Consider the following 24,162-nt stretch of genomic DNA (forward strand, 5'->3'; position numbering starts at 1 on the left):
CGCTAAACCCTAAACTCTGCCGCGGCGCGTCATACCCTGTGTGGGCTGGGTCTCGTGCCCGTGTCCGCGGGGTATTCTGTAGGGGTGTTTGGACGTAAAAAAGAAGCGCCATCGGCGCAGGACATAGTTGACCAGCAGGCGGCCGGGGCAGCAGCCCGGGATACCGCCCTCGGCAAGGGCGCGCCCACGCCCAAGCGCAGCGCGCAGGTGGCGGCCCGCAAGCGGCCGCTCGTGCCGGAGGACCGCAAGGCCTCCAAGGCCGCAGAGCGTGCAGCGGTCCAGGAGCAGCGGCTGAAAATGCGGGCGGCCCTGGACACCGGCGACGAGAAGTTCCTGCCGCTGAGGGACAAGGGTCCGCAGAAGCGCTTCGCCCGTGACTATGTGGACGCCCGCTTCAGCCTCGGCGAGTACCTGATGTTCGGCGCACTGATCTTCGTGGTGGTCTCCCTGCTCGTCCCGGCGTCCAGCGAGCAGATGATCTACGTCCTGGGCGGATTCTGGGTCATGTTCCTGGCCGTCTTCGTCGACGTCTTTATCCTCTCCCGCAAGCTCCGGAAGCGCCTGACGGAAAAGTTCGGCGACGTGGAGCGCGGCACCGTCTGGTACGGCTCCATGCGCTCACTGCAGTTCCGGCGCCTGCGCCTTCCCAAGCCCCTCGTCAAGCGCGGCGAATACCCCGCCTGATTTCCCCGATCACCAAGGAGCCCCCGGCAGCTGGACTGCCGGGGGCTTTGTCGTCCCGGTGTGGTGACGGCGCCTGTCGGTGTGGCCGAGCGGTGCCGACCGTTGGCCCGCGGGGCCCCGGGCCGGGTTCAGCGCCGCGACGGGTGCTTAGCGAGCTGCCGGTTGATGCGGGCAGCCCAGAACGGACCTTCGTAGAGGAACGCCGTGTACCCCTGCACGAGGGTGGCGCCGGCGTCGAGCCGTTGCTGGACGTCCTGCGCGGTTTCGACGCCGCCCACCGAGACCAGGGTCAGCTTGCCGCCGGTTGCCGCCTTCAACCGTGCCAGCACTTCCAGGGACCGCTGCTTCAGCGGGGCGCCGGACAGTCCGCCGGCGCCGCAGGCCGCCACCTTGTCCGGGGCGGACGACAGGCCGGTGCGGGCGATGGTGGTGTTGGTGGCGATGATTCCGTCCAGCTTCAGGTCCAGTGCCAGGCGCGCGACGTCGTCGATGTCGTCATCGCTGAGGTCCGGGGCGATCTTGACCAGCAGCGGAATGTGGCGTCCGGAGGCCTTGTCCGCCGCCTCCCCCACTGCCGTCAGCAGCGGGCGGAGCGAATCGACGTCCTGGAGCAGCCGCAGGCCGGGGGTGTTCGGGGAGCTGACGTTGACCACGAGGTAGTCGGCGGCGGGCGCCAGGCTGCGGGCGCTGATGAGGTAGTCCGCCACCGCGTCGTCCAGTTCCACCACCTTGCTCTTGCCGATGTTGATGCCGATCACCGGGCGGACACCGGGGTGGCGGCGCTGCAGGGCGGCGCGGGCGGACTTCAGGCGGGGCGCCACGGCGGCGGCCCCGTCATTGTTGAATCCCATCCGGTTGACCACGGCCCGGTCCTGGACCAGGCGGAAGAGCCGCGGCGCGGGGTTTCCGGGCTGGGCCTGTCCGGTGATCGTGCCGACTTCCACATGGCCGAAGCCCAGCTCGGTCAGCGCCTCGATGCCGTGGCCCTCCTTGTCGAACCCGGCCGCCAGACCGAACGGCGACGGGAACGTCAGGCCGAACGCCCGGGTCTGGAGCGACGCCGCCGGGGCGGTGAACCTCTGCAGCACCCGCCCGGCCCCGCAGGAGTGGACAAGCCGGATGGCCCTGAACCCGATTTTGTGGGCGCGTTCGGCGTCCATCCATGAAAAGGCCAGCCGGAAGAAGGTCGGATATACGCGCATGGCTCTAGTTTTCCCGTTCCGGCGGCCCAGACCAAACCCGCCCGCCGCCGGGCGCTAGCATGAAGCAATGGAATGGGTTCCCGATATCCTGGGCGACGACTTCGAAGCCTGCACCTTCCCGGCAACCGGCCCCGACGGCGTCGAACGGGCCGCCACGCTGGTCCGACGGGTTCCCGGCGCCGAGGAGGGCCCAGCCGCTGCCGGCGGCGACGCCGGCAGGCCCCGGGCCGTGCTGTTCCTGCACGGCTGGAGCGATTACTTCTTCAACGAGGAGCTCGCCGACTTCTGGACCCGCCAGGGCTTCGCGTTCTTCGCCCTGGATATGCACAACCACGGCCGGAGCCTGCACGCCGGCACCCACGGCGGCTATGTGGCCGACCTGGACGACTACGACGCCGAGATCACCGCGGCGATCGGCATCATCGCCGCGCTGCACCCCGACGCCGAGGCACCGCCGACGGTGGCGCTGATGGGACATTCGACCGGCGGGCTGATTGCCGCGCTGTGGGCCAGCCGGCATCCGGACGTTATCTCGCAGCTGATCCTCGACAGCCCGTGGCTGGAGATGCATGGCAGCCCGGCCGTGCGCCGGGCGGCGCGGACCATGGTGGAACCACTCGCGCGGTTCCGCCCCGAAGCCGTCATCCGGCTCCCCGAACGCGGCTTCTACTGGCGCAGCATCAGCAGCGCCGCGGAGGGCGAATGGACCTTGGATGACAACTACCGCCCGCCCCGGGCGTTCCCCGTCCGGGCCGGCTGGCTGAGCGCGGTCCTGACCGGGCAGGCGCGGGTGGCGCGCGGCCTGGACATCCAGGTTCCCATCCTGGTCCTGATTTCCGGGGCCAGCGCCAACGGAATGTTCTGGAAGGAATCCATGCGGCGCACCGATGCAGTCCTGGACGTCAACACGATCGCCCTGCGCGCCCTCAGCCTGGGCCGGACCGTCACCCTGGAGCGGATCGACGGGGCACTGCATGACGTGTTTTTGTCCGCCCCGCGCGTCCGCGCGGACGCCTACGCCCGGCTGGCCCGCTGGCTCCGCGCCTACGTCCTCGACGACGGCGGCACCGCTTGAGCCGCGCGGCGCCTTCACCCGGCGGCGCGCAGAGTTAACACCCTGGTGTCAGCACCCTGGTGTCAGGCCGGGCCTGCGGGGGCCGCGTCCACTGCCCCGCCGTAACGGCGGTCCCGCTGCGCATACACCTCCACCGCGTCCCACAGCGTGCGCCGGTCCACGTCGGGCCACAGCGTGTCCATAAAAACGAACTCGGCGTAGGCGGACTGCCACAGCATGAAGTTGGAGAGCCGCTGCTCGCCGGAGCTGCGCAGGAACAAGTCAACGTCCGGCAGGTCCGGCTCGTCCAGGTACTTCTGGATCGTCTTCTCGGTGATGGCGCCCGGCTTCAGCCGGCCGGCGGCAACTTCCTCCGCGATCGCGGAGACGGCGTCGGCGATCTCGGCACGCCCGCCGTAGTTAACACACATGTTCAACGTGCAGGTGCTGTTGCCGCGGGTGAAGTCCTCGGCCTCTTCCAATTCCCGGATCACGGAGCCCCACAGCCGGGGCCGCCGGCCGGACCAGCGGATCCGCACACCCCACTCATCCAGCTGGTTGCGCTGACGACGCAGCACGTCCTTGTTAAATCCCATCAGGAAGCGGACCTCCTCGGGTGAACGGCGCCAGTTTTCCGTGGAGAAGGCGTAAACGCTCACATGCTCGATGCCGAGTTCAATCGCACCGGCCATCACGTCCAGCAGGGCGGGCTCCCCCGCCTTGTGGCCCTCGATCCGGGGCAGCCCGCGCTGGTTGGCCCAGCGGCCGTTGCCGTCCATCACGATCGCGACGTGCCGCGGAATAAACTCCGCCGGGATGGCCGGGGGGACGGCTCCGGAGGGGTGCGGGTACGGGCTCACCACGGGGGTGCTCCGTTGCCGGACCGGACGCTTCTTTTTAACCAATGCCACAGTTTTTCCCTAGTTCTTTCCCGGTGCCACATTTTCCCGGTGCCATAGTTTCCGGTGCCACAGTCAGGTTCGCTCCACATGTTTGAGGGACTTGAGGACCCGCTCGAGGTGCCACTGCAGGTAGCTGGCCACCAGGCCGGCCGCCTCGCGCCGGTGCGCTGGAACTGACGCGTCCGCCGTCGTCCAGTCCCCCGTCAGCAGCGCGCCCAGCAGCAGGACTGTTTCCGCGGCGGGGGCGGGCGATCCGGGCGGGCGGCAGTCCGCGCACACCATGCCGCCGAGCGGCGCCGAAAACGCGGTGTGGGGCCCGCCGGCCCCGCAGCGGGCGCAGTCGGTGAAACTCGGGGCCCAGCCGCCGGTGGCGAGGGCGCGCAGCAGGTAGGAATCGAGGATGAGTTCGGGGGTGTGGTCGCCCCGGCTCAGTGAGGCCAGGGCGCCGACGAGGAGGTTGTATTGGGCGGTACCGGCTTCGCCGTCGACGTCGGTCAGCTTCTCCGCAGTTTCGGTCATCGCGGCAGCCACCGTGTAGCGGCCGTAATCCGCGGCGATATTGCTGCCGTAGGCACCCTTCGCGACAGCCTGCGTGACAATGTCCAGGGTGCGGCCGGATATCAACTGGAGGTCCACCACCATAAAGGGCTCAAGCCGGGCGCCGAAGCGGCTGCTGGTGCGCCGTACGCCCTTGGCTACCGCGCGGACCTGGCCGTGGTGCTTGGTCAGGATGGTGATGATGCGGTCCGCTTCGCCCAGTTTGTGGGTACGCAGCACCACACCGTCATCACGGTAGGCGCGGGAGGCAAAGGAGGAGGGTTGGGCCACGCTTAATCTTCGCATCGCTCTGAGGGAAACACTGCATTCCGGGGAACCGCCGCGGCTCAGGCGCGCCGCGCCGCCGGACGGACCGGCGGCGCTGAGCGCCTGAAAAGCGGCTGGCAGCCTAGGCCCGGGCGTCCCGGATGGCCCGGTTCACGGCCGAAATGACGGCCTTGAGCGAAGACGTGCTGGTGTTGGCGTCGATCCCGACGCCCCACAGCACGCGCTCTCCCACGGCGCACTCGACATAGGCCGCGGCGAGGGCGCTGCCGCCTTCGGACAGGGCATGTTCGCTGTAGTCCAGCACCCGGACGTCGACGCCGTCCTCGCGCAGGATGCTCAGCAGGGCTGCTATCGGGCCGTTGCCCGTGCCGGTGCGGTGGACCTGGCTGCCGTCGATCTTGAGCGTGGCGTGCAGCGTCATGGACCCGTCCTCGTCCGTTTCGGTGCCGAACGGGCCCAGGGCGTAGCGTCCCCACTGCGCGTCGGCCGAGCCGGAGGGCAGGTATTCATCCTGGAAGACCTGCCAGAGCTGGGCTCCGCTGACTTCGCCGCCCACGGTGTCGGTCTGCTTCTGGATGACGCCGGAGAACTCGATCTGGGCGCGGCGCGGCAGGTCCAGGTTGTGCTCGTTTTTCAGCAAGTACGCGACGCCGCCCTTGCCCGACTGCGAGTTGACCCGGATGACCGCCTCGTAGCTGCGGCCGAGGTCCTTCGGGTCGACCGGCAGGTACGGGACCTGCCAGGGGTAGTCGGCGACGTCCTTCCCGGCGGCGGCTGCGTCCTTTTCCAGGGCTTCCAGGCCTTTCTTGATGGCGTCCTGGTGCGAGCCGGAGAAGGCGGTGAAAACAAGGTCACCGCCGTAGGGGGTGCGCTCGGCCACCGGCAGCTGGTTGCAGTACTCCACGGTGCGGCGGACCTCGTCGATGTCGGAGAAGTCGATCATCGGGTCGATGCCCTGGACGAACATGTTCAGCCCCAGGGTCACCAGGTCCACGTTGCCGGTCCGTTCGCCGTTGCCGAACAGGCAGCCTTCGATCCGGTCCGCGCCGGCGAGGTAGCCCAGTTCGGCGGCGGCGACGCCGGTGCCACGGTCGTTGTGCGGGTGCAGGGACAGGATAATGCCCTCCCGCGGGTGCAGGTTCCGGCTCATCCACTCGATGGAGTCGGCGTAGACGTTGGGGGTGGCCATCTCCACCGTGGCGGGCAGGTTGATGATGACCTGGCTGTCGGCGGAGGCCTCGAACACGTCGGCGATGGCGTTGCAGACCCTGACGGCGTACTCCAGCTCGGTCCCGGTGAAGGATTCCGGGGAGTACTCATAGGTGATGTGGGTGTCCTGCAGGGTCTCCTCATACTTCTTGCACAGCCGCGCGCCCTGCAGCGCGATGTCCAGGATGCCGTCCTCGTCCTGGTTGAAAACCACCCTGCGCTGCAGGACCGACGTCGAGTTGTACAGGTGGACGATGGCCTGCTTGGCACCGACCAAGGACTCGTAGGTCCGCTCGATCAGATGCTCGCGGGCCTGCGTCAGGACCTGGATGGTGACGTCGTCGGGGATGTGGTTGCCCTCGATCAGCTGCCGGACGAAGTCGAAGTCAGTCTGCGAGGCCGAAGGGAACCCGACTTCGATTTCCTTGTAGCCCATCCGGACCAGCAGCTGGAACATCTTCAGCTTGCGGGCGGGGCTCATCGGGTCGATCAGTGCCTGGTTGCCGTCACGGAGGTCCACGGCGCACCAGCGCGGGGCCTTGGTGATGACTTTGTCCGGCCAGGTGCGGTCCGGCAGTTCAACCGTGATGATGTCCTGGAACGGAACGTAGCGGTGGACGGGCATTCCTGAGGGCTTCTGTGCGTTTCGCATTACAATCGGGGCCTTTTCTGTGATTCCTGGTGAAAGGGTGGCCGGGCAACACAAACTCCGCAGCGAGGGTGGGCCTTGCGCTAGATCGCGTCTGAGGCCTCGCCGCGGCAGCTAAGGAGAAGCAGTTCTGCGCGCACGTTTTCACAGTAACACGGGTGCGTAAGATGAAGGAGCCATACCTCCGTAACGTCCACCATGCAGACCGGCATCCCCTGCCAAGGCGGTGCCGGACTGCCTCTCAAAGGAGCATCTGTGCCACTTTCGGGGATCGCCCTGTCCAACATCGACTCCAGTGTCCGGCCGCAGGATGACCTGTACCAGCATGTCAACGGCACCTGGCTCAAGAGCACCGAGATACCCGACGACCGCCCCTTGGAGGGGACGTTCACGGCGCTGCGCGACGGCTCGGAACTCGCCGTGAAAGAGATCATCGAGGACGCAGCGGCCCACGGAGCGGACTCCACCGGGATCGAGCGGAAGATCGGGGACCTGTACAACAGCTTCCTAGACGAAGCGGGGGTGGAGGCCAAGGGCCTGGACCCGATCCGTTCCCGGCTCGCCGAGGTCTTCGCTACGGAGTCGGCCGCCGATCTGGTGGCCCTGTCCGGCCGGCTGTTCCGCGCGGACGTGGGCGGCCTCTTTTACATCTATCCGGCCCCCGACGCCGGAAATCCGGACCGGATCCTGCTGTACTCCGGCCAGGGCGGCCTGGGGCTGCCGGATGAGTCGTACTACCGCGAAGAGAAGTTCGCGCCGATGGTCCGGGCCTACCAGGACCATGTGAAGACCGTCTTCGGACTCGCCGGGGTCACCGGTCCGGAGGCCGCAGCCGGACGGGTGGTGGCGCTGGAGACCGCGCTGGCATCCCACCACTGGGACAAAGTCACGCTGCGCGACCCCCAGAAGACCTACAACCTGCGGACCGCGGACGAGGCCACGGAGCTCTTCCCGCTCCTAACCACCTGGTTCGACGCCGCCGGCATCGCGCCGGAAAAGCGTGCGGAACTGATCGTGAGCACCCCGGATTTCTTCGCCGGGGCGGCGTCGCTGCTGGAGTCGGAGCCGCTGTCCGTCTGGCAGGAATGGCTGGCCATGCGCGTCATCAGCGCCGCCGCGCCGTACCTGTCCGCTGCGTTTGTTGATGCCAACTTCGCTTTTTACGGCACCACACTCAGCGGCACGCCGCGCAACAAGGACCGCTGGAAGCGCGGGGTCGCCGTCGTCGAGGCTGCGCTCGGCGAGGCGGTCGGCCAGATCTATGTTGCCCGGCACTTCCCGGAGACGCACAAGGCGCGCATGGAGTCGCTGGTGGCGAACCTGATCGAGGCCTACCGTGAATCCATCACCGGACTTGGCTGGATGGGCGAGGAAACCAAGCACGAGGCACTCAAGAAGCTCGATTCGTTCCGGGCCAAGATCGGCTACCCCGACAAGTGGATCGACTACTCCGCGGTGGAGATCGACCCCTCGGACCTGCTGGGCAACGTGGAGCGCGCGCACAGCGCCGACGTCGACCGGCATCTTGATGAAGTGGGCAAGCCGGTGGACCGGGACAAGTGGCTGATGACCCCGCAGACGGTGAATGCGTACTACCACCCGCTGCTCAACGAGATCGTGTTCCCCGCAGCCATCCTGCAGCCGCCGTTCTTCACCGCCGACGCCGACGACGCCGTCAACTACGGCGGCATCGGTGCGGTCATCGGCCACGAGATCGGCCACGGATTCGACGACCAGGGCTCGCAGTACGACGGCAGTGGCCTGCTGCGCAACTGGTGGACGGAGGATGACCGGACCGCCTTCGAGGCGCTGACCTCCAAGCTGGTGGCCCAGTTCGAGGCGCTCTCCCCCACCGCAGCGCCGGGGCACAACGTCAACGGCAAACTGACCCTGGGCGAGAATATCGGTGACCTCGGCGGCCTGACGATCGCGTACAAGGCCTACCTGATCAGCCTCGACGGGCAGGAGCCGCCAGTCCTGGACGGACTGACCGGGGTGCAGCGGTTCTTCGCATCATGGGCCGCGGGCTGGCGGCAGGTGATGCGGACCGAGGAGGCCATCCGCCGGCTGGCCACCGATCCGCACTCCCCCAACGAGTTCCGCACCAACCAGATCGCCAAAAATCTTGACGCCTTCCACGAGGCATTCGGAACGGCGGAGCAGGACGGCATGTGGATGCCCGAAACGGAACGCGTCAGCATCTGGTAGGGAGCCTGCCAGGCAAAAATGCCAGGCAACCAGCAATCCAATAAAACTGGCCGGCCCCCGGGGAATCCTCCCCGGGGGCCGGCCCGTTGCTTTCCGAAGATACCTGTCAGCGGGTGATGAGCGCCGGGTTGGCCTGCTGGCACACAACATCGCCGGCGGTCTGGTTGACGATGTCATCGGGGAGGTCCACTGCGGCTCCGCCGCTTGGGGTGCCGCCCTTGGCGCCGCCCGCCGGGCTGCTGCCCACGTAGACCTGGACGCCGACGATGCCGGCCGGCAGCACCTGCTTCGCCGGGATCCCCAGGAGGGAGGCGACGTCGGCGGCCACATCGGCGAAACCCTCGCCGTAGTAGACCGCGGTGGACGCCACGGGGTCGGCGGCGAACTGGTTGATCTGCGTGAAGCCGCTGCCGGTGAGGACCTTCGTGATCTCCTGGGCCCGCGCCGGGGTGCCGGAGCCGTTCGCCACGGTGACGGGCTGCAGCGCCTTGTTGTACGCCGGGGCCTTCTCGCTGGGCGTCGGCGAGGCACTGGCACTCGCCGCCGGGCTCGCGGACGCGGAGGGGCTGGGTGGCGCGGTCGGGTCCGTGAGGTCAATGTCCTTGCGCATCGCCGCGAAGAGCTGCGACGCGGCGGGCTCGGCCACCTGCAGGCGGTTCGGGTCGCTGACCGCCGGCACCGTCGGAACCGCGACGAAGGCGACCTTGCCGACGTCGATGTTCTTCAGCCGGTTCCCGACCGTCAGCAGGGTGGGGATGGATGCAAGGCCCTCGTCAATCGTGAGGTTCCTGGTGACGACGTCGGCGATCTCCAGCATCTTGACGGGGTTGGACAACGTGCCGTCACTCTTCATCTTCCGGGTCAGGGAGGACAGGAACCCCTGCTGCGCCTTGATCCTGCCGAGGTCCCCACCGTCCGCAAACGCGTGCCGCGCCCGCAGGAACGCCAGCGCCTGCTCGCCCTGGACCTTGGAGGTCCCCTTGGGGAGCCGGAGCCTGGAGTCCGGATCATAGACGGCGTCGCTGATGCAGACCTCCACACCGCCGACCGTGTTCGAGAGTTCCTTGACGGCGTTGAAGTCGGCCATCATGAAGTGATCGATTTCGAGACCCGTGAGTTTGTTGACCGTGTCGACGGCGCAACCGATGCCTGCCTCGGTCATGGCCGCGTTGATCATCACGTCCTGCTGCGCCGGGAATTGCTTCTTGGTCTTCTGGTCGGTGCATTTGGGAGTGTCCACGAGCAGGTCGCGGGGGAAGCTCACGACGCTGACGCGCTTGTTGTCCGCGGAGATGTCCATCAGCATCATCACGTCCGAGTGCCCGTAGCCCGCGGCGTCGTCGGGGGCGCCGTACTGCGAGTTCTTGCCGTCGCGGGAGTCCGAGCCGAGGATCAGGATCTGCATCCGGTCGTTCGAATCGTTCACGGCTGCCTCGGTCTTGTCGCTCCCGGCGCCCAGCGCGGCCTTGCTGATGTTGCCCTGCAGCCGGAACGCCCAATAGGCGCCGAAGGCAAGGACCCCGACCAGGAGAAGGGAGATAATACCCGTCCCGATCTTCAGCCAGCGGGGCATGCCGCGGGTCGGACCCAGATGGCGTGCCGGTCCGACGGCGGGATCATCCGTGTGCCGGGCGGCAGAACCTGACCGAACCGGGTTTCCGGTTCCGTCTGCACTGTCATCACGGGGTCGAGACACGGTTGAGCCTTCCTTCACGAACGGGGTTCGCCTATTTTAGAGTCCGTTTCTGGGAAATTCCCGATGGCGGGCTCCATGGGAGCGGCGCGGACGCCGCAGATGACGGGTACGGGCGCGCTTAAAAGCCGAGTTTCACGAGCTGCTTCGGGTCGCGCTGCCAGTCCTTGGCGACTTTCACATGGAGGTCAAGGTAGATCCGGGCGCCCAGCAGCGCCTCGATCCCCTTGCGGGCGTTGGTGCCGACCTCACGGAGCCGGGCGCCGCCCTTGCCGATGATGATGGCCTTCTGCGAAGGGCGCTCGACGTACAGGTTGACCCGGACGTCCAGGAACGGCCGGTCTTCCGGCCGGCCTTCGCGCGGAACGATCTCATCGACGACGACGGCCAGGGAATGCGGCAGTTCGTCGCGGACACCCTCGAGGGCGGCCTCGCGGATGAGTTCGGCGATCATCACAGCTTCCGGTTCGTCCGTCAGGTGCCCGTCCGGGTAAAGCGGCGGCGACGGCGGCATGTGGCCGATCAGGACGTCGGCGAGGGTGCCCACCTGGAAGCCGTCGGTCGCGGAAACCGGGACGATGTCCTTCCAGCCGTCCTCGCCGAGGACTTCGCGGCCGAGGGCCGCCACGGCGAGCAGCTGTTCGGTGAGGGCCTGCCGGTCCACCGTGTCGGTCTTCGTCACGATCGCGATGACGGGTTTGTTGCCGAGGGCGGCGAGCTGGGCGGCGATGAACTTGTCGCCCGGGCCGATCTTCTCATTGGCCGGGAGGCAGAAACCGATCGCGTCGACCTCGGCGAGGGTATCGGCGACGAGTTCGTTGAGCCGCTTTCCCAGGAGGGTGCGCGGGCGGTGCAGGCCCGGGGTGTCCACCAGGATCAGCTGGGCGTCGTCCCGGTGGACAATGCCGCGGATGGTGTGGCGCGTGGTCTGCGGCTTGGCCGAGGTGATGGCGACCTTCTGGCCCACCAGCGCGTTGGTGAGGGTCGACTTGCCCGCATTGGGACGCCCCACCAGCACGGCGAAACCGGCGCGGTAGCCACCATGGGCCGCGGCGCCGTCGGACTTATTCTGCTTGCTCACGTGAGACTCCCTGTTGGATTGGTGCGGCCTCGTCGAGAAGGTCTTCAAGGTCAGTGTCTTCTTTTGGAACGGCGGCCGCAATGATGTGGCTGACGCGGTTCCGCCGGCCCTCCAGCCGGTCGGCGCGGAGGGATACCCCGTGGACCACGACCGTGCTGCCGACGATCGGAACCCGCCCGAGCGCCTTGGCGAGCAGGCCGCCCACGGTGTCCACCTCGTCGTCGTCGAGCTCCAGGTCGAAGAGTTCGCCGAGGTCATCGATGCTCATCCGTGCGCTCACGCGGTAGCTTCCGTCGCCGAGCTCCACCGCTTCCGCGCTTTCGGTGTCGTACTCATCCACGATCTCGCCGACGATTTCCTCGATGAGGTCCTCGAGGGTGACCAGTCCGGCGGTGCCGCCGTACTCGTCAATGACAATCGCGACGTGCGTCGATTCCTTCTGCAGTTCACGCAGCAGCTCACTGACCGGTTTCGAGTCCGGCACGTAGCGGACCTCGCGGGCCAGTTCGTCGACGACGGGGGGCTCCTCGCCGGGGCCGAGGTTGTGGATGACCGCGGCCACGTCCTTGAGGTAGATGATGCCGAGGACCTGGTCTGTGTTCTCGCCGATGACCGGGATCCGGGAATAGCCGGAGCGCAGGAACAGCGACATGGCCCGGTGCAGGCTGGAGCCGGAATCAATGCTGAGGATGTCGGTGCGCGGCACCATCACGGACCGGACCAGGGTGTCGCCGAAGTCGAACACGGACTGGATCAGTTCGGCCTCGTTGTCCTCGATCACGTCGGACTCCGTGGCGCGGTCCACTAATTCGCGGAACTCCTCTTCACTGAAGAACGCCTCGTTGTCCGCGGGCGCCCCGGGGGCCACCGCGCTGCCCAGGGTGACAAGCCAGCCGGGGATCGGTCCCAAGACCCAGCACAGCCAGCGGATCAGGGGTGCGCTGAAGCGGACCAGCCCGGCCGAGTGGACCCGGCCGAGCTGCCGGGGGGACACGCCCACGATCACGAAGCCCAGCAGCGCCATAACACCGGTGGCGATCAGCCCGGCGAGCCAGATGTTGTCGAAGACGCTGGTCAGCAACACCGTGACGGCGACGGCCGAGGCCATGTCGAACCAGATGCGCCAGAACCGCAGGGCACGCATGTGCGCCACGGGCTCGGCCATGATGCGCTTCAGTGCGGTACCGCGGCCGTTCAGGATCACCGCTTCGGCGTCGTGCCGGGAAAGGTAGTTGAAAGCAGATTCAGCCGCGGTGAGGAAGGCGGCAAAACTCAGGAAAACCAGCGCCATGCCGGCGAGGATCAGTGGCGTCACTGAATCGTCTCTGACGGGGCGTCCTTGCCGGTGAAGGCAGAGAGCAGTTCACGCTGGAGACCAAACATCTCCTCTTTTTCCTCAGGCTCTGCGTGGTCGAAGCCGAGCAGGTGCAGGATGCCGTGGGTCGTGAGGAGCAGCATTTCGTCCTGGGTGGAGTGGCCGGCGTTCATCGCCTGGGCCTCCGCCACCTGCGGGCAGATGGCGATGTCACCGAGCATGCCCTGCGGGGTGGGCTTGTCCGGGGTGCCCGGCGTCAGCTCATCCATGGGCACTGAGAGCACATCGGTGGAGCCCGGCTCGTCCATCAGTTCGATGTGCAGCTTCTCCATGGCCGGTTCATCCACGAGGAGGATGGACAGCTCGGCCTGCGGGTGGATGAAGAGGCGTTCGAAAATGAACCGGGACAGCTGCACCAGCTCCGCCTCGTCGACCGTGACGCCGGACTCGTTGTTGACCTCGATACTCATGCGTGTTCTCCCCGCTTCTCCCGGGCCACGGAGTGCTTGACCCGGTTCCTCTGAACCTCGTCCCAGACGCCGTAGGCGTTGACGATGTCTCCCACCAGACGGTGGCGGACGACGTCGGAGGCGTCCAGGACGGTGAAGTTGACGTCCTCGATGCCTTCCAGGATTTCTTCCACAATCCGCAGGCCGGACCGGGTTCCGAAGGGCAGGTCCACCTGCGTGACGTCCCCGGTGACCACCATTTTGGAGCCGAAGCCCAGCCGGGTGAGGAACATCTTCATCTGCTCCGGCGTGGTGTTCTGTGCCTCGTCCAGGATGATGAAGGCGTCATTGAGCGTGCGTCCGCGCATGTAGGCCAGCGGTGCGACTTCGATGGTTCCGGCCGCGATCAGCCGGGGAATGGATTCGGGGTCCATCATTTCGTGCAGGGCGTCGTACAGCGGCCGCAGGTACGGGTCGATCTTGTCGCTGAGCGTGCCCGGCAGGAACCCGAGACGCTCCCCCGCTTCGACGGCGGGACGGGTCAGGATGATGCGCGTGACTTCCTTTTGCTGCAGCGCCTGGACGGCCTTGGCCATCGCCAGGTACGTCTTGCCGGTACCGGCCGGGCCGATGCCGAAGATCACCGTGTTGGCATCAATCGCGTCGACGTAGTTCTTCTGGTTCAGCGTCTTCGGCCGGATCGTCTTTCCGCGGCTCGAGAGGATGTTGTGGGTGAGCACCTCGACCGGGTTCTGCAGGGACTGGGTCCGGAGCATCGACACGAGCTGCTGCAGGACGGCAGGCGTAATGACCGTGCCTCGAGCGACCAGCCCGCGGACTTCATTGAACAGGCGCATGATCCGCGGCACGTCGGCGGCCGGCCCGCTGATGGCGAGCTCGTTGCCGCGGACGTGGAAGTCGACAGCCGGGAACTGGATCTCGATGAAGCGAAGGGCTTCGTCATGACTGCCGAGGGACTGGACCATCTGATCGGAGCTGTCGAAGAGGACTACCTCCGTCCGCAGCCCTGGTAGGGAGTGGGGAAATTCACCTGCGGCGCGCTCTCCGGCGCTGATCCGGGCCTTGCCGTTCGCTGCTTCAGTCATGGTGCTGGCCCGCGGGCCTCTGGTCCCCTCCAGTAGGAATTGGTCTGTCTCCTGATCCGGCTCCTGATCCGGCCAGGGAGCGGTGGTCGCCTCCTGGTTCCGGGGTCAGCGGATTCTCTTATCTTACGCCAGTGACCGGCTGCGGACGCCTCCGGGCCAGCGGCCTGTCGGGCGGCGACCTCACCGGAATACCGTCGCCGTTCCCGGATTTAGGTATCAACTTCGCATCGGCCTCATATCGTTCCCGTTGCAGTTCCGGCCCGACGGCGCGATCCCCGGTTTGGCGGCATCGCCGTATGCGATGCTGGAAATCGGCCACCGCCACGGCGTTGAGGGCGGACCACCGGACGAACCGGCACGCCGGGCACACTGGCAGCCGGAAGACCGGGACATGAAGCAAACAGAGACTTAAAGCAAGCGACTTAAAGCAAACGACTTAAAGCAAGCGACTTAAAGCAAGCACAGAGCAGACAAGGGCAGCGGAAATCAGGGACCACGGGACGGGACAGAGAGCAGCAGGCTGGCGGATACGCCGCGGCATGCTGCTCATGGTGTTGCCCGCGGCCTTAACGCTCTCCGCATGCGTGGCCACTCCCCAGCCCGGTGTCACGAACTCCAACACTCCCCCGCAGGTCATGTCGGCCGAGGCGTCGGCGGCGACCACCAGCGCGCCGCTGGAGACCACGCAGGCATCGAACAAGGCGCCCGTGTACTGGATCGGCCGGAGCAACGACAACACGTTCCTGTACCGCGAGTTCCGCGACGTCCCGGAAGAAGACAACCCGGTCACGGGCGCGCTCCGGGTCATGATGTCGGAGAAGCCGCTCGACCCGGACTTCTTCACCCCCTGGCAGAATCCCAAGATGCTGGCGAGCTCCATCTCGGGCAAAAATGTCATCACGGTGGACATGTCCGCCGATGCGTTCAACAGCAATGTGGATCCGGCCATGGCCGAGCTCGCGGTGCAACAGCTCGTCTACACCGCGACGGCAGCCGCTGCCAGCGCCGGCCTGATTGACTCCGGCCAGCAGATCCAGGTGGTGGTGCTGGTGGACGGCCATACCGACTACGTTGCCTTCAACCACGTCCGCCTCGGCGCGCCGACCTCACGCAGTGCCGGGATGGTCGCCCCGGTCTGGATCATCGATCCCCAGGAAGGGACCTCGGTGGAGGACGGCGCGGTCAAGATCAACGGCCGCAGCACCTCTCCGGGCGGCGTGCTCCGGTGGGAGGTGCTCCGGATCGACGGAAGCGTCACGACCAGCTACGTGAACGGGACCGTGACCGCCTCGGACGAAGCCGGGAAATCGGGCGCTTTCAGCCTGTCGGTGAACCTGGGCCCGGGCAACTATGAGGTCCGGGTGTCGCAGGTCGAGGAAGGCAATCCCGCCGAGGACCTGAACGTAGACACCCGCGGGTTCGCGGTCCAATAGCGCAATCCCCGTCGGACTGACCATCGATTGCTCCGCAACGGCCCTTTTGACAGCTCAAAACGGCGGTTGGGCCCACGCCGGCAGGGTTCCCTGGCCGAGCTTGCGAGTCGAGGGGGCCGGTGGGGAACAATCGTTTCTTTGGCCGACCGGCCTGCTGATCCCCTGGGCTACCAGCGGCCCAGGATGTCGCTGGCGAGGACCGTGGCGGCGGGACCGGCCGTGGATGAGCGCAGGACATGGTGCCCCAGCAGGGCTGTCACGGCGCCGGCGTCGCAGAGCCGTGTCACTTCCCGCGGGCTGATGCCGCCCTCGGGACCCACGATGAGCAGGACCTCACGGCCGCCGGAACCGTTATCCTCCGAACCTGGCCGGCCGCGACCCTCACCCGCCGAGTCCTCAGCGGCCGAGTCCTCAGCGGCTGAGTCCTCACCGGCGAAACCGGCCTGCCAAGTCTCCAGGACCTGCCGCAGCGGACGTACGGCGTCCTCATGAAGGATGACGGCGAGGTCCGCGGCGGCCACCGCCGCCTGCAGCCCGGCGCCGTCGACGGCGGAACGGACCTCCGGGATCCACGCCCGGCGGGCCTGTTTGGCCGCCGCCGTGACGATGGACTGCCACTTGGCGTGGGCCTTCGCCGCGCGCTCGGCTTTCCACCGGACAATGGAGCGTTCCGCCTGCCACGGCACGATCGCGTCGATTCCCAGTTCGGTGGCAGTCTCGGCCGCGAGTTCGTCCCGGTCTCCCTTGGCGAGGGCCTGTACCAGGACCAGCCGGACCCCGGGCCGCGGCTCGTCGGAGAGCTCAGAGCACGTCACCGTCAGCTCGTTCGGCGCGACGGCGGCCACGGCGCCGCTCAGGCGCTTGCCGGCGCCGTCGGCGATGTCCACGGTCTCCCCCACGGCGAGACGCTTCACCGTGACCGCATGGCGGGCCTCGGCTCCGTCCAGAATGAACACGGAACCGGGCGCCATCCCGTCCAAGGTGCCGGGGGCTGTGAAGAAGACCGGGTTACTCACGGCTACAGGTTACCGAGCCTGTCCCGAAGCTTCGCGAAGACCCCGCCGCTGGCGGTGAGCTTACCTTCGGTGAACTGCTCACCGCGCAGCTTTGCGAGCTGGCGGAGCAGGTCCTCCTGGGCGGCGTCGAGCTTGGCGGGCGTGTCCACCTGCAGATGGACCTTGAGGTCGCCACGGCCGTAGCCGCGCAGGTGCGTGACGCCGAGGCCGCGGAGGGTGATGATCTCACCGGACTGCGTGCCGGCCTTGACGTCGATTTCCTGCTGGCCGTCGAAGGTGTCGAGGGTGAGCTCGGTGCCCAGCGCGGCTGCAGTCATGGGGATGTTGAGGCTGGCGTGCAGGTCATCGCCGTCGCGGACATAGGTGGCGTCGTTGTTGACCCGGATCTCCACGTAGAGGTCGCCGGCGGGACCGCCGGCGGGACCGGCCTCGCCCTGGCCGGAGAGCTGGATGCGGGTGCCGGTGGCGACGCCGGCGGGAACCTTGACCGTCAGGGAACGCCGGCTGCGGATGCGGCCCTGGCCGGCGCATTCGTTGCATGGATCCTTGATGACGGTGCCGAAGCCCTCGCAGGAGCCGCAGGGGGCCGCGGTCATGACCTGGCCGAGGATGGAGCGGACCGCACGCTGGACCTGCCCGCTGCCGCCGCAGATGTCGCAGCGCTCGGGGTGGCTGCCTTCGCGGCAGCAGGAGCCCTCACACGTGGGGCACGTGACGGCGGTGTCGACTTCGAGTTTCTTGTTGACCCCGAAGACAGCGTCGCGGAGCTCGATCCGCACACTGATCAGGGCGTCCTGGCCGCGGCGGACCCGTGAGGCGGGTCCTGCCTGGCCGCCGGCGCCGAAGAAGGTCTCGAAGATGTCCTGGAACGCGAAGCCCTGGCCGGAGTAGCTGCCGCCGCCGAAGCCGTTGTCGGTGCCGTTCTCATTCCCCGTGGTGTCGTAGACCCGGCGCTTCTGCGGATCGGAAAGGACCTCATAGGCATGCGTAACGGCCTTGAACCGGTCCGAGGCGTCGTCCCCGGGATTAACATCGGGGTGGAGGGTCCGCGCCAGCTTGCGGTAGGCCTTCTTGATCTCTTCGCCCGTAGCTTCGCGGGAGACTCCAAGAACGTCGTAATGGCTGCTCAAAGTGTGTATCTCTTCCTTTTTGTACTGCCGGTTTGGGCAAGAAGTCTGGTGCCGGCCCGTCGGGACGGGCCATGGAGTGCGGCCGGTTAGGGGCCGAGGATTCGTGAAAGGTAGCGGGCCACGGCCCGGACCGCAGCCATGGTGGTGGGATAGTCCATCCGGGTGGGTCCCAGCACCCCGACCTTCGCCGTGGCGTCCGGACCGTAGCCGGTAGCCACCACCGAAGCCTCCGCGAGCCCGACGTACGGGTTTTCCCGGCCGATGCTGACTGTCACCCCGCGCGGGTCCGCTGCCATGTCGCTCAGGAGCCGGAGCATCACCACTTGCTCCTCCAGGGCTTCCAGCACCGGGCCGATGCTCAGCGGGAAGTCCACGTTGGAGCGGGCCAGGTTGGCGGTTCCGGCCATGACCATTCGCTCCTCGCGGCTGCTGGTGGCCAGTGCCTCCAGGCCGCGGGCCAGGGCCTGGGCCGGGTTGCGCCGCGCGGGTGGGCAGCTGGCAACCACGGACAGCAACGACTGCGGCAGGGCGTTCAGCGGCGTCCCGGAGAGCGCGCCAAGGAAGCGTGTGCGGAGTTCGGCCAGGGCCTCCTCGGGAAGATCCTCCCCCACGTCAATGACCCGCTGTTCCACCTTGCCGGTGTCCGCGATCAGCACCGCTAGCACCTTGCGGGGTGCCAGCAGGACGAATTCGATATGGCGCACCTTGGCGCGGCTGAGATGCGGGTACTGGACGACGGCCACCTGGTTGGTCAGCTGCGCCAGCAGCCGGACGGTCCGGTCCAGGACGTCGTCGAGATCGTCGGAGCCTTCCAGGAGGGCCTGGATGGCGCGCCGTTCGGCCGGCGAGAGGGGCTTGACCGCCGAAATCTGGTCCACGAACAGCCGGTAGCCCTTGTCGGTGGGGATCCGGCCGGCGCTCGTGTGCGGCGCCGTGATGAGGCCCTCATCCTCCAGGGCCGCCATGTCGTTGCGGATCGTGGCGCTGGACACGCCCAAGTGGTGCCGTTCCACGAGGGCCTTGGAGCCGACGGGTTCCCGTGAATGGACGTAGTCCTCCACGATGGCGCGCAGCACTTCGAGTTTGCGCGGTTCGCTCACGCTCCACCTCCAATCGACTGTCCGGCATCCGGCGCCGCCGTTCCCGGCCGCACCGCATGCTGTGCTGGTTCAGGACATGTTGGTTAGCACTCGACATGCCTAAGTGCTAACCAGTCTAATATGAGTCGCCGCGTTGTTAGCATTGGATTCGCTCCAGGCGTTCATCCTGGGGCTGGTGTTTTCGGGCACAGCCCGCCGTAGCAAACCGAGCGCAAAGCAGTGTGGAACCGATGTCGTACCAGAACTGGGGCCCCCAGGACCTGTCCGCCCCCGCCAAGATCCAGCTTCCTGAAGTGCCGGTGGAGCGCGGCATGGTGCTCGAGGACGTGCAGTCCGGCTGGGTGGGCGCCGTCACCCGCGTCGAGAAGTCCGGCGGGATGCACGTCGTCGCCCTCGAGGACCGCCGCGGCAAGTCCCGGTCCTTCCGGCTCGGCTTCGGCTTCCTGCTCGAGGGACAGCCGATCCGGCTGATGCCGCCGGCGCCGCGGGCCTCCCCGGCGGCCGTGGGCACAAGGACGGCCTCCGGCTCCGTCCGGGTGGCGGGCCAGCGCGCCCAAGTGGCCAAAGCCAGCCGGATCTGGGTGGAAGGCAAGCACGACGCCGAACTCGTCGAGAAGGTCTGGGGTGACGATCTCCGGGTGGAAGGCATCGTCGTTGAACCGCTGCACGGCATTGATGACCTCGCAGGCGCCGTGGCGGCATTCCGGCCCGGACCCGGGCGCCGGCTCGGTGTCCTCGTGGACCATCTGGTTCCCGATTCCAAGGAGTCCCGGATCGCCGACGCCGTGATGGCCTCCCCCGGTGCGGCCGGAAACGTGCTGATTGTCGGACACCCCTATGTGGACGTCTGGCAGGCCATCCGGCCCGCCGTCCTGGGGATCGAGAAGTGGCCGGTGATTCCCCGGGGTGTGGACTGGAAGACCGGCATCCTCATGGCTTTCGGCTGGCCGCACAGCACCAAGGAGGACATCGGCCTGGGCTGGCAAAAACTCCTGGGCGCCGTCCGCAGCTACGCCGATCTGGAACCGTCCCTGCTGGGCAGGGTGGAGGAGGTCATCGACTTCCTCACCGTTCCCTGAGGGGGCTGACCGGCCACCGGCGCCGCCGGGCGATCCTCATTTGGCGCCGGAGCAAGTATTCTTGGAACGGCGGCTACGCTTCCGGCGCAGCCCTGGCACCTCCAGGCACCAACGCTCCACCGCAATCCGAAGGACAACACCGTGGCAGATGACGCCCGCGAACACACCGGCAACCAGGCCGGCCATGGCCAGCCTCCGTACCATGGCGTTCCAGCAAATGCACTGCCGCTGACGGCGAGCGAGGACCGGCAGTGGGCCACACTGGCGCACTTCGGCGGTATCCTGGGCTGCGTCCCCTCCCTCCTGATCTACCTGATCTTCAAGGACCGCGGCCCGTTCACGGCGCAGGAGTCGAAGGAAGCCCTGAACTTCACCCTGCCGCCCACCATCGCGGCTGTGCTGTGCAACCTGCTGGTGTTTGTGCCGGTGGTGGGCAACATCTTCGCGGTCCTGGCCACGGTCATCTGGATCGCCGTGACGTGCTTCTCGGTGGCCGCCGGCATCCACGTCAACCGCGGCCAGCCGCACCGGTACGACTTCAACCTCCGCTGGATCAAATAGCGGACCGCACTTTCTTGCCTGCGAGGTCCCGCACACGCGGACCCAGGCACCCGCTCCGAGATTCAGAAAAGCCGGCCGCTGCCCCTCAGGGCAGCGGCCGGCTTTTTGGCTTTGATGGTCAGGATCCCCCGGGTTCACTGGTCAGGCACCCCCGGACCACTAGTCAGGCAGGATCCGGCGGACCACGGCGTCGGCGAGCAGGCGGCCCTTGAGCGTCAGCACGAGGCTGCCGCGGAACGCCGAAGCGGGGTCAATCAGGCCGTCGGCGATGAGCCCGGCGACGGCATGCCGGCCGGTGTCTCCCAGGCCGCCCAGGCTGGTGATCTCCAGGCCGGAGTTCAGGCGGGCCTCCAGCATGACCCGCTCCACGCTGCGGGTCTGCGAATCAAGGGTCTCCCGGCCTGCGGCCGGCGAGAGCCCGGATCCCAGGCGGTTGGCATAGGCGGTGGGGTGTTTGACGTTCCACCAGCGCACGCCGCCCACGTGGGAGTGGGCGCCGGGGCCGATCCCCCACCAGTCGTCGCCGCGCCAGTAGGCGAGATTGTGCCGGCAGGCCTGCTCCGGGGTGCGGGACCAGTTGCTGACCTCGTACCAGGACAGCCCCGAGGCCGAGATCAGTTCGTCGGCCAGCTCATATTTGGCCGCATGGTCGTCGTCGTCGATTTCCGGGACTTCGCCGCGGCGGATCTGCGCGGCCAGTTTGGTGCCGTCCTCGACGATCAGCGCGTAGGCGCTGATGTGGTCCGGCGCGTAAGACAGCGCCGTCTCCAGGGAGTAGCGCCAGTCGGCCAGCGACTCCCCCGGCGTGCCGTAGATGAGGTCCAGGCTGACGGCGAGGCCAGCCTCCCGGGCCCACCGGACCGCCTGGGGCACCCGGCTGGGGGTGTGGGTGCGGTCGAGGACCTTCAGGACGTGCGGCACCGCGGACTGCATACCAAAGGACACCCGGGTGAAGCCGGCGTCGGCCAGCAGCTGCAGGGATTCGGGAGTGACCGAGTCCGGGTTCGCCTCCGTGGTGACCTCGGCGCCGGGCGCGAGACCCCAGGCCCCGATGGCCGCGGTGAGGATGCGGGCCAGGTCCCCTGCCGGGAGCAGGGTGGGGGTTCCGCCGCCGAAGAAGACGGTGCTGAGCGGGCGCGCCGGCAGGCCGCTGTTTTTCAGGACAGCGGCCGCGAAGTCCACCTCCGCGACGGCGGTGCCGGCGTAGGCGTCCTGGGACGCCCCGCCGCCGAGCTCGGTGGCGGTGTAGGTGTTGAAGTCGCAGTAGCCGCAGCGCACGGCGCAGAAGGGGATGTGAACGTACAGCCCGAAGGCCCGGGCATTGGCGCCTTCAAGCGCCTGCCCGGGCAGCAGCCCGTCCGACGGCGCCGGGTCGCCCAGCGGGAGGGCGCTAGGCACGGTCCGGTCCCGTCTGGGTGGGGACAGTCATCACGAGCACCGCTACTTCTTGGCCTTGTCCTTGGACTCGTCCGTGGTCAGGGCCGCGATGAAGGCTTCCTGCGGGACCTCGACGCGGCCCACCATCTTCATGCGCTTCTTGCCTTCTTTCTGCTTTTCCAGCAGTTTGCGCTTTCGGGTGATGTCACCGCCGTAGCACTTGGCCAGAACGTCCTTGCGGATGGCGCGGATGCTTTCCCGGGCGATGATCCTCGAGCCGATGGCAGCCTGGATGGGCACCTCGAACTGCTGCCGCGGGATGAGTTCGCGCAGCTTGCCCGTCATCATCACGCCGTAGGCGTAGGCCTTGTCGCGGTGCGTGATGGCGGAGAACGCATCCACCTGCTCGCCCTGGAGCATGATGTCCACCTTGACCAGGTCGGCGACCTGCTCGCCGTCGGCCTTCCAGTCCAGCGAGCCGTAGCCGCGGGTTTTGGACTTGAGTATGTCGAAGAAGTCGAAGACGATTTCTGCCAGCGGGAGGCGGTACCGGATCTCCACCCGGTCCTCGGAGAGGTAGTCCATGCCGCCCATCACGCCGCGCCGGCTCTGGCACAGCTCCATGATGGCCCCGACAAATTCGTTCGGCGCAAGGATGGTGGCGGACACCATCGGCTCGCGGACTTCGGCGATCTTGCCGGTGGGGTACTCGCTGGGGTTGGTGACGTGGACAACCTTCTTGTCCTCCAGCGTCACCTCGTATTCCACGTTGGGGGCGGTGGAGATCAGGTCCAGCTTGTATTCGCGTTCCAGCCGCTCACGGGTGATTTCCAGGTGCAGGAGGCCCAGGAATCCCACGCGGAAGCCGAAGCCCAGCGCGGCGGACGTCTCGGGCTCGTAGACAAGCGCGGCGTCGTTGAGCATCAGCTTCTCCAACGCGTCGCGGAGCACCGGATAGTCCGTGCCGTCCAGCGGATAGAGGCCGGAGAAGACCATCGGCTTAGCATCGGCGTAGCCGGGAAGGGATGCAGTGGCCGGCTTGGCCAGGTTGGTGACGGTGTCGCCTACCTTGGACAGCCGGACGTCCTTCACGCCGGTGATCAGGTAGCCCACTTCGCCGACGCCGAGGCCCTTGGATGGCGTGGGCTCCGGGGAGCTGACACCGATCTCGAGGAGTTCGTGCGTGGCGCGGGTGGACATCATTTGGATGCGTTCGCGGGGGTGCAGCATGCCGTCCACCACGCGGACGTAGGTGACGACGCCGCGGTACGTGTCGTACACGGAGTCGAAGATCATGGCGCGGGCGGGCGCGTCCGGGTCGCCGACGGGGGCCGGCAGGTCGCGGACGATCTTGTCCAGCAGGGCCTCGACGCCCATGCCGGTCTTGCCGGAGACGCGGAGCACGTCCTCGGGATCACCGCCGATCAGGCTGGCGAGTTCCGCCGCATACTTCTCGGGCTGGGCTGCCGGGAGGTCGATTTTGTTCAGGACCGGGATGATCGTGAGGTTGTTTTCCATCGCCAGGTAGAGGTTGGCGAGGGTCTGGGCCTCGATGCCCTGGGCCGCGTCCACAAGCAGCACCGCGCCTTCGCAGGCGGCCAGCGAGCGGGAGACTTCATACGTGAAGTCAACGTGGCCGGGAGTGTCGATCATGTTCAGCGCGTAGCTGGTGCCGTCGAGCTCCCAGGGCATACGGACTGCCTGGGACTTAATGGTGATGCCGCGTTCGCGCTCAATGTCCATGCGGTCCAGGTACTGGGCCTTCATGTCACGGGACTGGACGACGCCGGTGTACTGGAGCATCCGGTCGGCCAGTGTGGATTTGCCGTGGTCAATGTGCGCAATGATGCAGAAGTTCCGGATGATGGCCGGATCTGTTGCGGCGGGCACCGGGGCGGTGCGGGCCATGGGAGACACGCAGGGTCCTTACTGTTGGCATTACTGGTGGCGTTGCACGGATCGCGGGGATGCTGCTTTCCCATCCTGCGACGTGCCGCAATTATCGTTCCTATAGTCTCCCACGTCCGGACCCGAGGGAGTGCATCCCCGGATTCCGTTGCGCCCCCTCACCGTGCCCCGGGTTCCCTCC

Annotated in this window: 20 protein-coding genes; 6 read left to right on the forward strand and 14 right to left on the reverse strand. The window is 67.3% G+C overall.

Going from position 1 to position 24,162, the window contains the following annotated elements:
• Positions 1-84 precede the first annotated feature (84 nt).
• Positions 85-684: a DUF3043 domain-containing protein gene (locus FS787_RS01425; RefSeq protein ID WP_144670404.1), complete on the forward strand. Its 600-nt coding sequence runs from the start codon at positions 85-87 to the stop codon at positions 682-684.
• A 128-nt stretch (positions 685-812) separates the two neighbouring features.
• Here FS787_RS01425 and FS787_RS01430 read toward each other — a convergent pair whose 3' ends face one another.
• Positions 813-1,886, reverse strand: coding sequence for a quinone-dependent dihydroorotate dehydrogenase (locus FS787_RS01430; RefSeq protein WP_144670406.1), 1,074 nt, complete (start codon positions 1,884-1,886; stop codon positions 813-815).
• A 67-nt stretch (positions 1,887-1,953) separates the two neighbouring features.
• Between FS787_RS01430 and FS787_RS01435 the strand changes: the two genes are divergently transcribed.
• On the forward strand, positions 1,954-2,961 hold the full coding sequence (locus tag FS787_RS01435) for an alpha/beta fold hydrolase (protein WP_144670408.1): 1,008 nt from the start codon (positions 1,954-1,956) through the stop codon (positions 2,959-2,961).
• A 62-nt stretch (positions 2,962-3,023) separates the two neighbouring features.
• Here the strand turns inward: FS787_RS01435 and FS787_RS01440 are convergent, their stop codons facing one another.
• The 3 genes from FS787_RS01440 to leuA form a co-directional block, all read right to left on the reverse strand.
• Positions 3,024-3,851 (reverse strand): isoprenyl transferase, encoded by an 828-nt coding sequence (locus FS787_RS01440; protein WP_144670410.1) that lies wholly within the window; start codon positions 3,849-3,851, stop codon positions 3,024-3,026.
• Between the two features lie 63 nt (positions 3,852-3,914).
• Positions 3,915-4,685 (reverse strand): DNA repair protein RecO, encoded by a 771-nt coding sequence (recO, locus tag FS787_RS01445; RefSeq protein ID WP_186329064.1) that lies wholly within the window; start codon positions 4,683-4,685, stop codon positions 3,915-3,917.
• Positions 4,686-4,788: 103 nt separating this feature from the next.
• Positions 4,789-6,528, reverse strand: coding sequence for a 2-isopropylmalate synthase (gene leuA, locus FS787_RS01450; RefSeq protein WP_144670414.1), 1,740 nt, complete (start codon positions 6,526-6,528; stop codon positions 4,789-4,791).
• Between the two features lie 252 nt (positions 6,529-6,780).
• Between leuA and FS787_RS01455 the strand changes: the two genes are divergently transcribed.
• Positions 6,781-8,733 carry a M13-type metalloendopeptidase gene (locus FS787_RS01455; RefSeq protein ID WP_144670416.1) on the forward strand — a complete coding sequence of 651 codons (1,953 nt, stop codon included), beginning with the start codon at positions 6,781-6,783 and terminating at the stop codon, positions 8,731-8,733.
• 106 nt (positions 8,734-8,839) lie between these two features.
• Here the strand turns inward: FS787_RS01455 and FS787_RS01460 are convergent, their stop codons facing one another.
• The 5 genes from FS787_RS01460 to FS787_RS01480 form a co-directional block, all read right to left on the reverse strand.
• Positions 8,840-10,306, reverse strand: a complete 1,467-nt coding sequence (locus FS787_RS01460) for an LCP family protein (RefSeq protein ID WP_144671821.1) — start codon at positions 10,304-10,306, stop codon at positions 8,840-8,842.
• Positions 10,307-10,547: 241 nt separating this feature from the next.
• Positions 10,548-11,507 (reverse strand): GTPase Era, encoded by a 960-nt coding sequence (gene era / locus FS787_RS01465; protein ID WP_144670418.1) that lies wholly within the window; start codon positions 11,505-11,507, stop codon positions 10,548-10,550.
• Positions 11,491-12,822, reverse strand: coding sequence for a hemolysin family protein (locus FS787_RS01470; protein WP_144670420.1), 1,332 nt, complete (start codon positions 12,820-12,822; stop codon positions 11,491-11,493). The genes era and FS787_RS01470 overlap by 17 nt, the downstream gene beginning before the upstream one ends.
• The gene (ybeY, locus tag FS787_RS01475; RefSeq protein ID WP_144670422.1) at positions 12,819-13,292 is read right to left on the reverse strand and encodes an rRNA maturation RNase YbeY; all 474 of its coding nucleotides are present in this window, start codon (positions 13,290-13,292) and stop codon (positions 12,819-12,821) included. Before ybeY ends, FS787_RS01470 begins: the two co-directional genes overlap by 4 nt.
• Positions 13,289-14,377, reverse strand: a complete 1,089-nt coding sequence (locus tag FS787_RS01480; RefSeq protein WP_144670424.1) for a PhoH family protein — start codon at positions 14,375-14,377, stop codon at positions 13,289-13,291. Before FS787_RS01480 ends, ybeY begins: the two co-directional genes overlap by 4 nt.
• Before the next feature lie 539 nt (positions 14,378-14,916).
• On the opposite strand from FS787_RS01480, the gene FS787_RS01485 reads away from it, so the two are divergent.
• Positions 14,917-15,810 carry a GerMN domain-containing protein gene (locus FS787_RS01485; protein WP_144670426.1) on the forward strand — a complete coding sequence of 298 codons (894 nt, stop codon included), beginning with the start codon at positions 14,917-14,919 and terminating at the stop codon, positions 15,808-15,810.
• A 167-nt stretch (positions 15,811-15,977) separates the two neighbouring features.
• Here FS787_RS01485 and FS787_RS01490 read toward each other — a convergent pair whose 3' ends face one another.
• The 3 genes from FS787_RS01490 to hrcA all read right to left on the reverse strand — a co-directional run bounded on the left by FS787_RS01490 (position 15,978) and on the right by hrcA (position 19,056).
• The gene (locus FS787_RS01490; RefSeq protein ID WP_144670428.1) at positions 15,978-16,826 is read right to left on the reverse strand and encodes a 16S rRNA (uracil(1498)-N(3))-methyltransferase; all 849 of its coding nucleotides are present in this window, start codon (positions 16,824-16,826) and stop codon (positions 15,978-15,980) included.
• A 2-nt stretch (positions 16,827-16,828) separates the two neighbouring features.
• Entirely contained in the window at positions 16,829-17,956 is a 1,128-nt protein-coding gene (gene dnaJ / locus FS787_RS01495) for a molecular chaperone DnaJ (protein ID WP_144670430.1), read from the reverse strand.
• An 86-nt stretch (positions 17,957-18,042) separates the two neighbouring features.
• Complete coding sequence (gene hrcA / locus FS787_RS01500) at positions 18,043-19,056, reverse strand: heat-inducible transcriptional repressor HrcA (protein ID WP_144670432.1); 1,014 nt, start codon at positions 19,054-19,056, stop codon at positions 18,043-18,045.
• A 230-nt stretch (positions 19,057-19,286) separates the two neighbouring features.
• On the opposite strand from hrcA, the gene FS787_RS01505 reads away from it, so the two are divergent.
• On the forward strand, positions 19,287-20,135 hold the full coding sequence (locus FS787_RS01505; RefSeq protein ID WP_144670434.1) for a DUF3097 domain-containing protein: 849 nt from the start codon (positions 19,287-19,289) through the stop codon (positions 20,133-20,135).
• Between the two features lie 141 nt (positions 20,136-20,276).
• Entirely contained in the window at positions 20,277-20,696 is a 420-nt protein-coding gene (locus FS787_RS01510; protein WP_144670436.1) for a DUF4870 domain-containing protein, read from the forward strand.
• A 159-nt stretch (positions 20,697-20,855) separates the two neighbouring features.
• Here FS787_RS01510 and hemW read toward each other — a convergent pair whose 3' ends face one another.
• Both hemW and lepA read right to left on the reverse strand, forming a co-directional pair.
• Positions 20,856-22,094, reverse strand: coding sequence for a radical SAM family heme chaperone HemW (hemW, locus tag FS787_RS01515; RefSeq protein WP_144670438.1), 1,239 nt, complete (start codon positions 22,092-22,094; stop codon positions 20,856-20,858).
• Between the two features lie 42 nt (positions 22,095-22,136).
• Entirely contained in the window at positions 22,137-23,990 is a 1,854-nt protein-coding gene (gene lepA / locus FS787_RS01520) for a translation elongation factor 4 (protein WP_144670440.1), read from the reverse strand.
• Positions 23,991-24,162 lie beyond the last annotated feature (172 nt).

It is taken from the genome of Arthrobacter sp. U41, from assembly GCF_007679325.1.
Classification (GTDB): Bacteria; Actinomycetota; Actinomycetes; order Actinomycetales; family Micrococcaceae; genus Arthrobacter.

Excerpts from the sequence above, each read along its gene's own strand:
- FS787_RS01430 (WP_144670406.1), bottom strand. The coding sequence starts at position 1,886 with ATGCGCGTATATCCGACCTTCTTCCGGCTGGCCTTTTCATGGATGGAC.
- FS787_RS01435 (WP_144670408.1), top strand. The coding sequence starts at position 1,954 with ATGGAATGGGTTCCCGATATCCTGGGCGACGACTTCGAAGCCTGCACC.
- recO (WP_186329064.1), bottom strand. The coding sequence starts at position 4,685 with ATGCGAAGATTAAGCGTGGCCCAACCCTCCTCCTTTGCCTCCCGCGCC.
- leuA (WP_144670414.1), bottom strand. The coding sequence starts at position 6,528 with ATGCGAAACGCACAGAAGCCCTCAGGAATGCCCGTCCACCGCTACGTT.
- FS787_RS01460 (WP_144671821.1), bottom strand. The coding sequence starts at position 10,306 with ATGCCCCGCTGGCTGAAGATCGGGACGGGTATTATCTCCCTTCTCCTG.
- ybeY (WP_144670422.1), bottom strand. The coding sequence starts at position 13,292 with ATGAGTATCGAGGTCAACAACGAGTCCGGCGTCACGGTCGACGAGGCG.
- FS787_RS01480 (WP_144670424.1), bottom strand. The coding sequence starts at position 14,377 with ATGACTGAAGCAGCGAACGGCAAGGCCCGGATCAGCGCCGGAGAGCGC.
- FS787_RS01485 (WP_144670426.1), top strand. The coding sequence starts at position 14,917 with ATGCTGCTCATGGTGTTGCCCGCGGCCTTAACGCTCTCCGCATGCGTG.
- FS787_RS01505 (WP_144670434.1), top strand. The coding sequence starts at position 19,287 with ATGTCGTACCAGAACTGGGGCCCCCAGGACCTGTCCGCCCCCGCCAAG.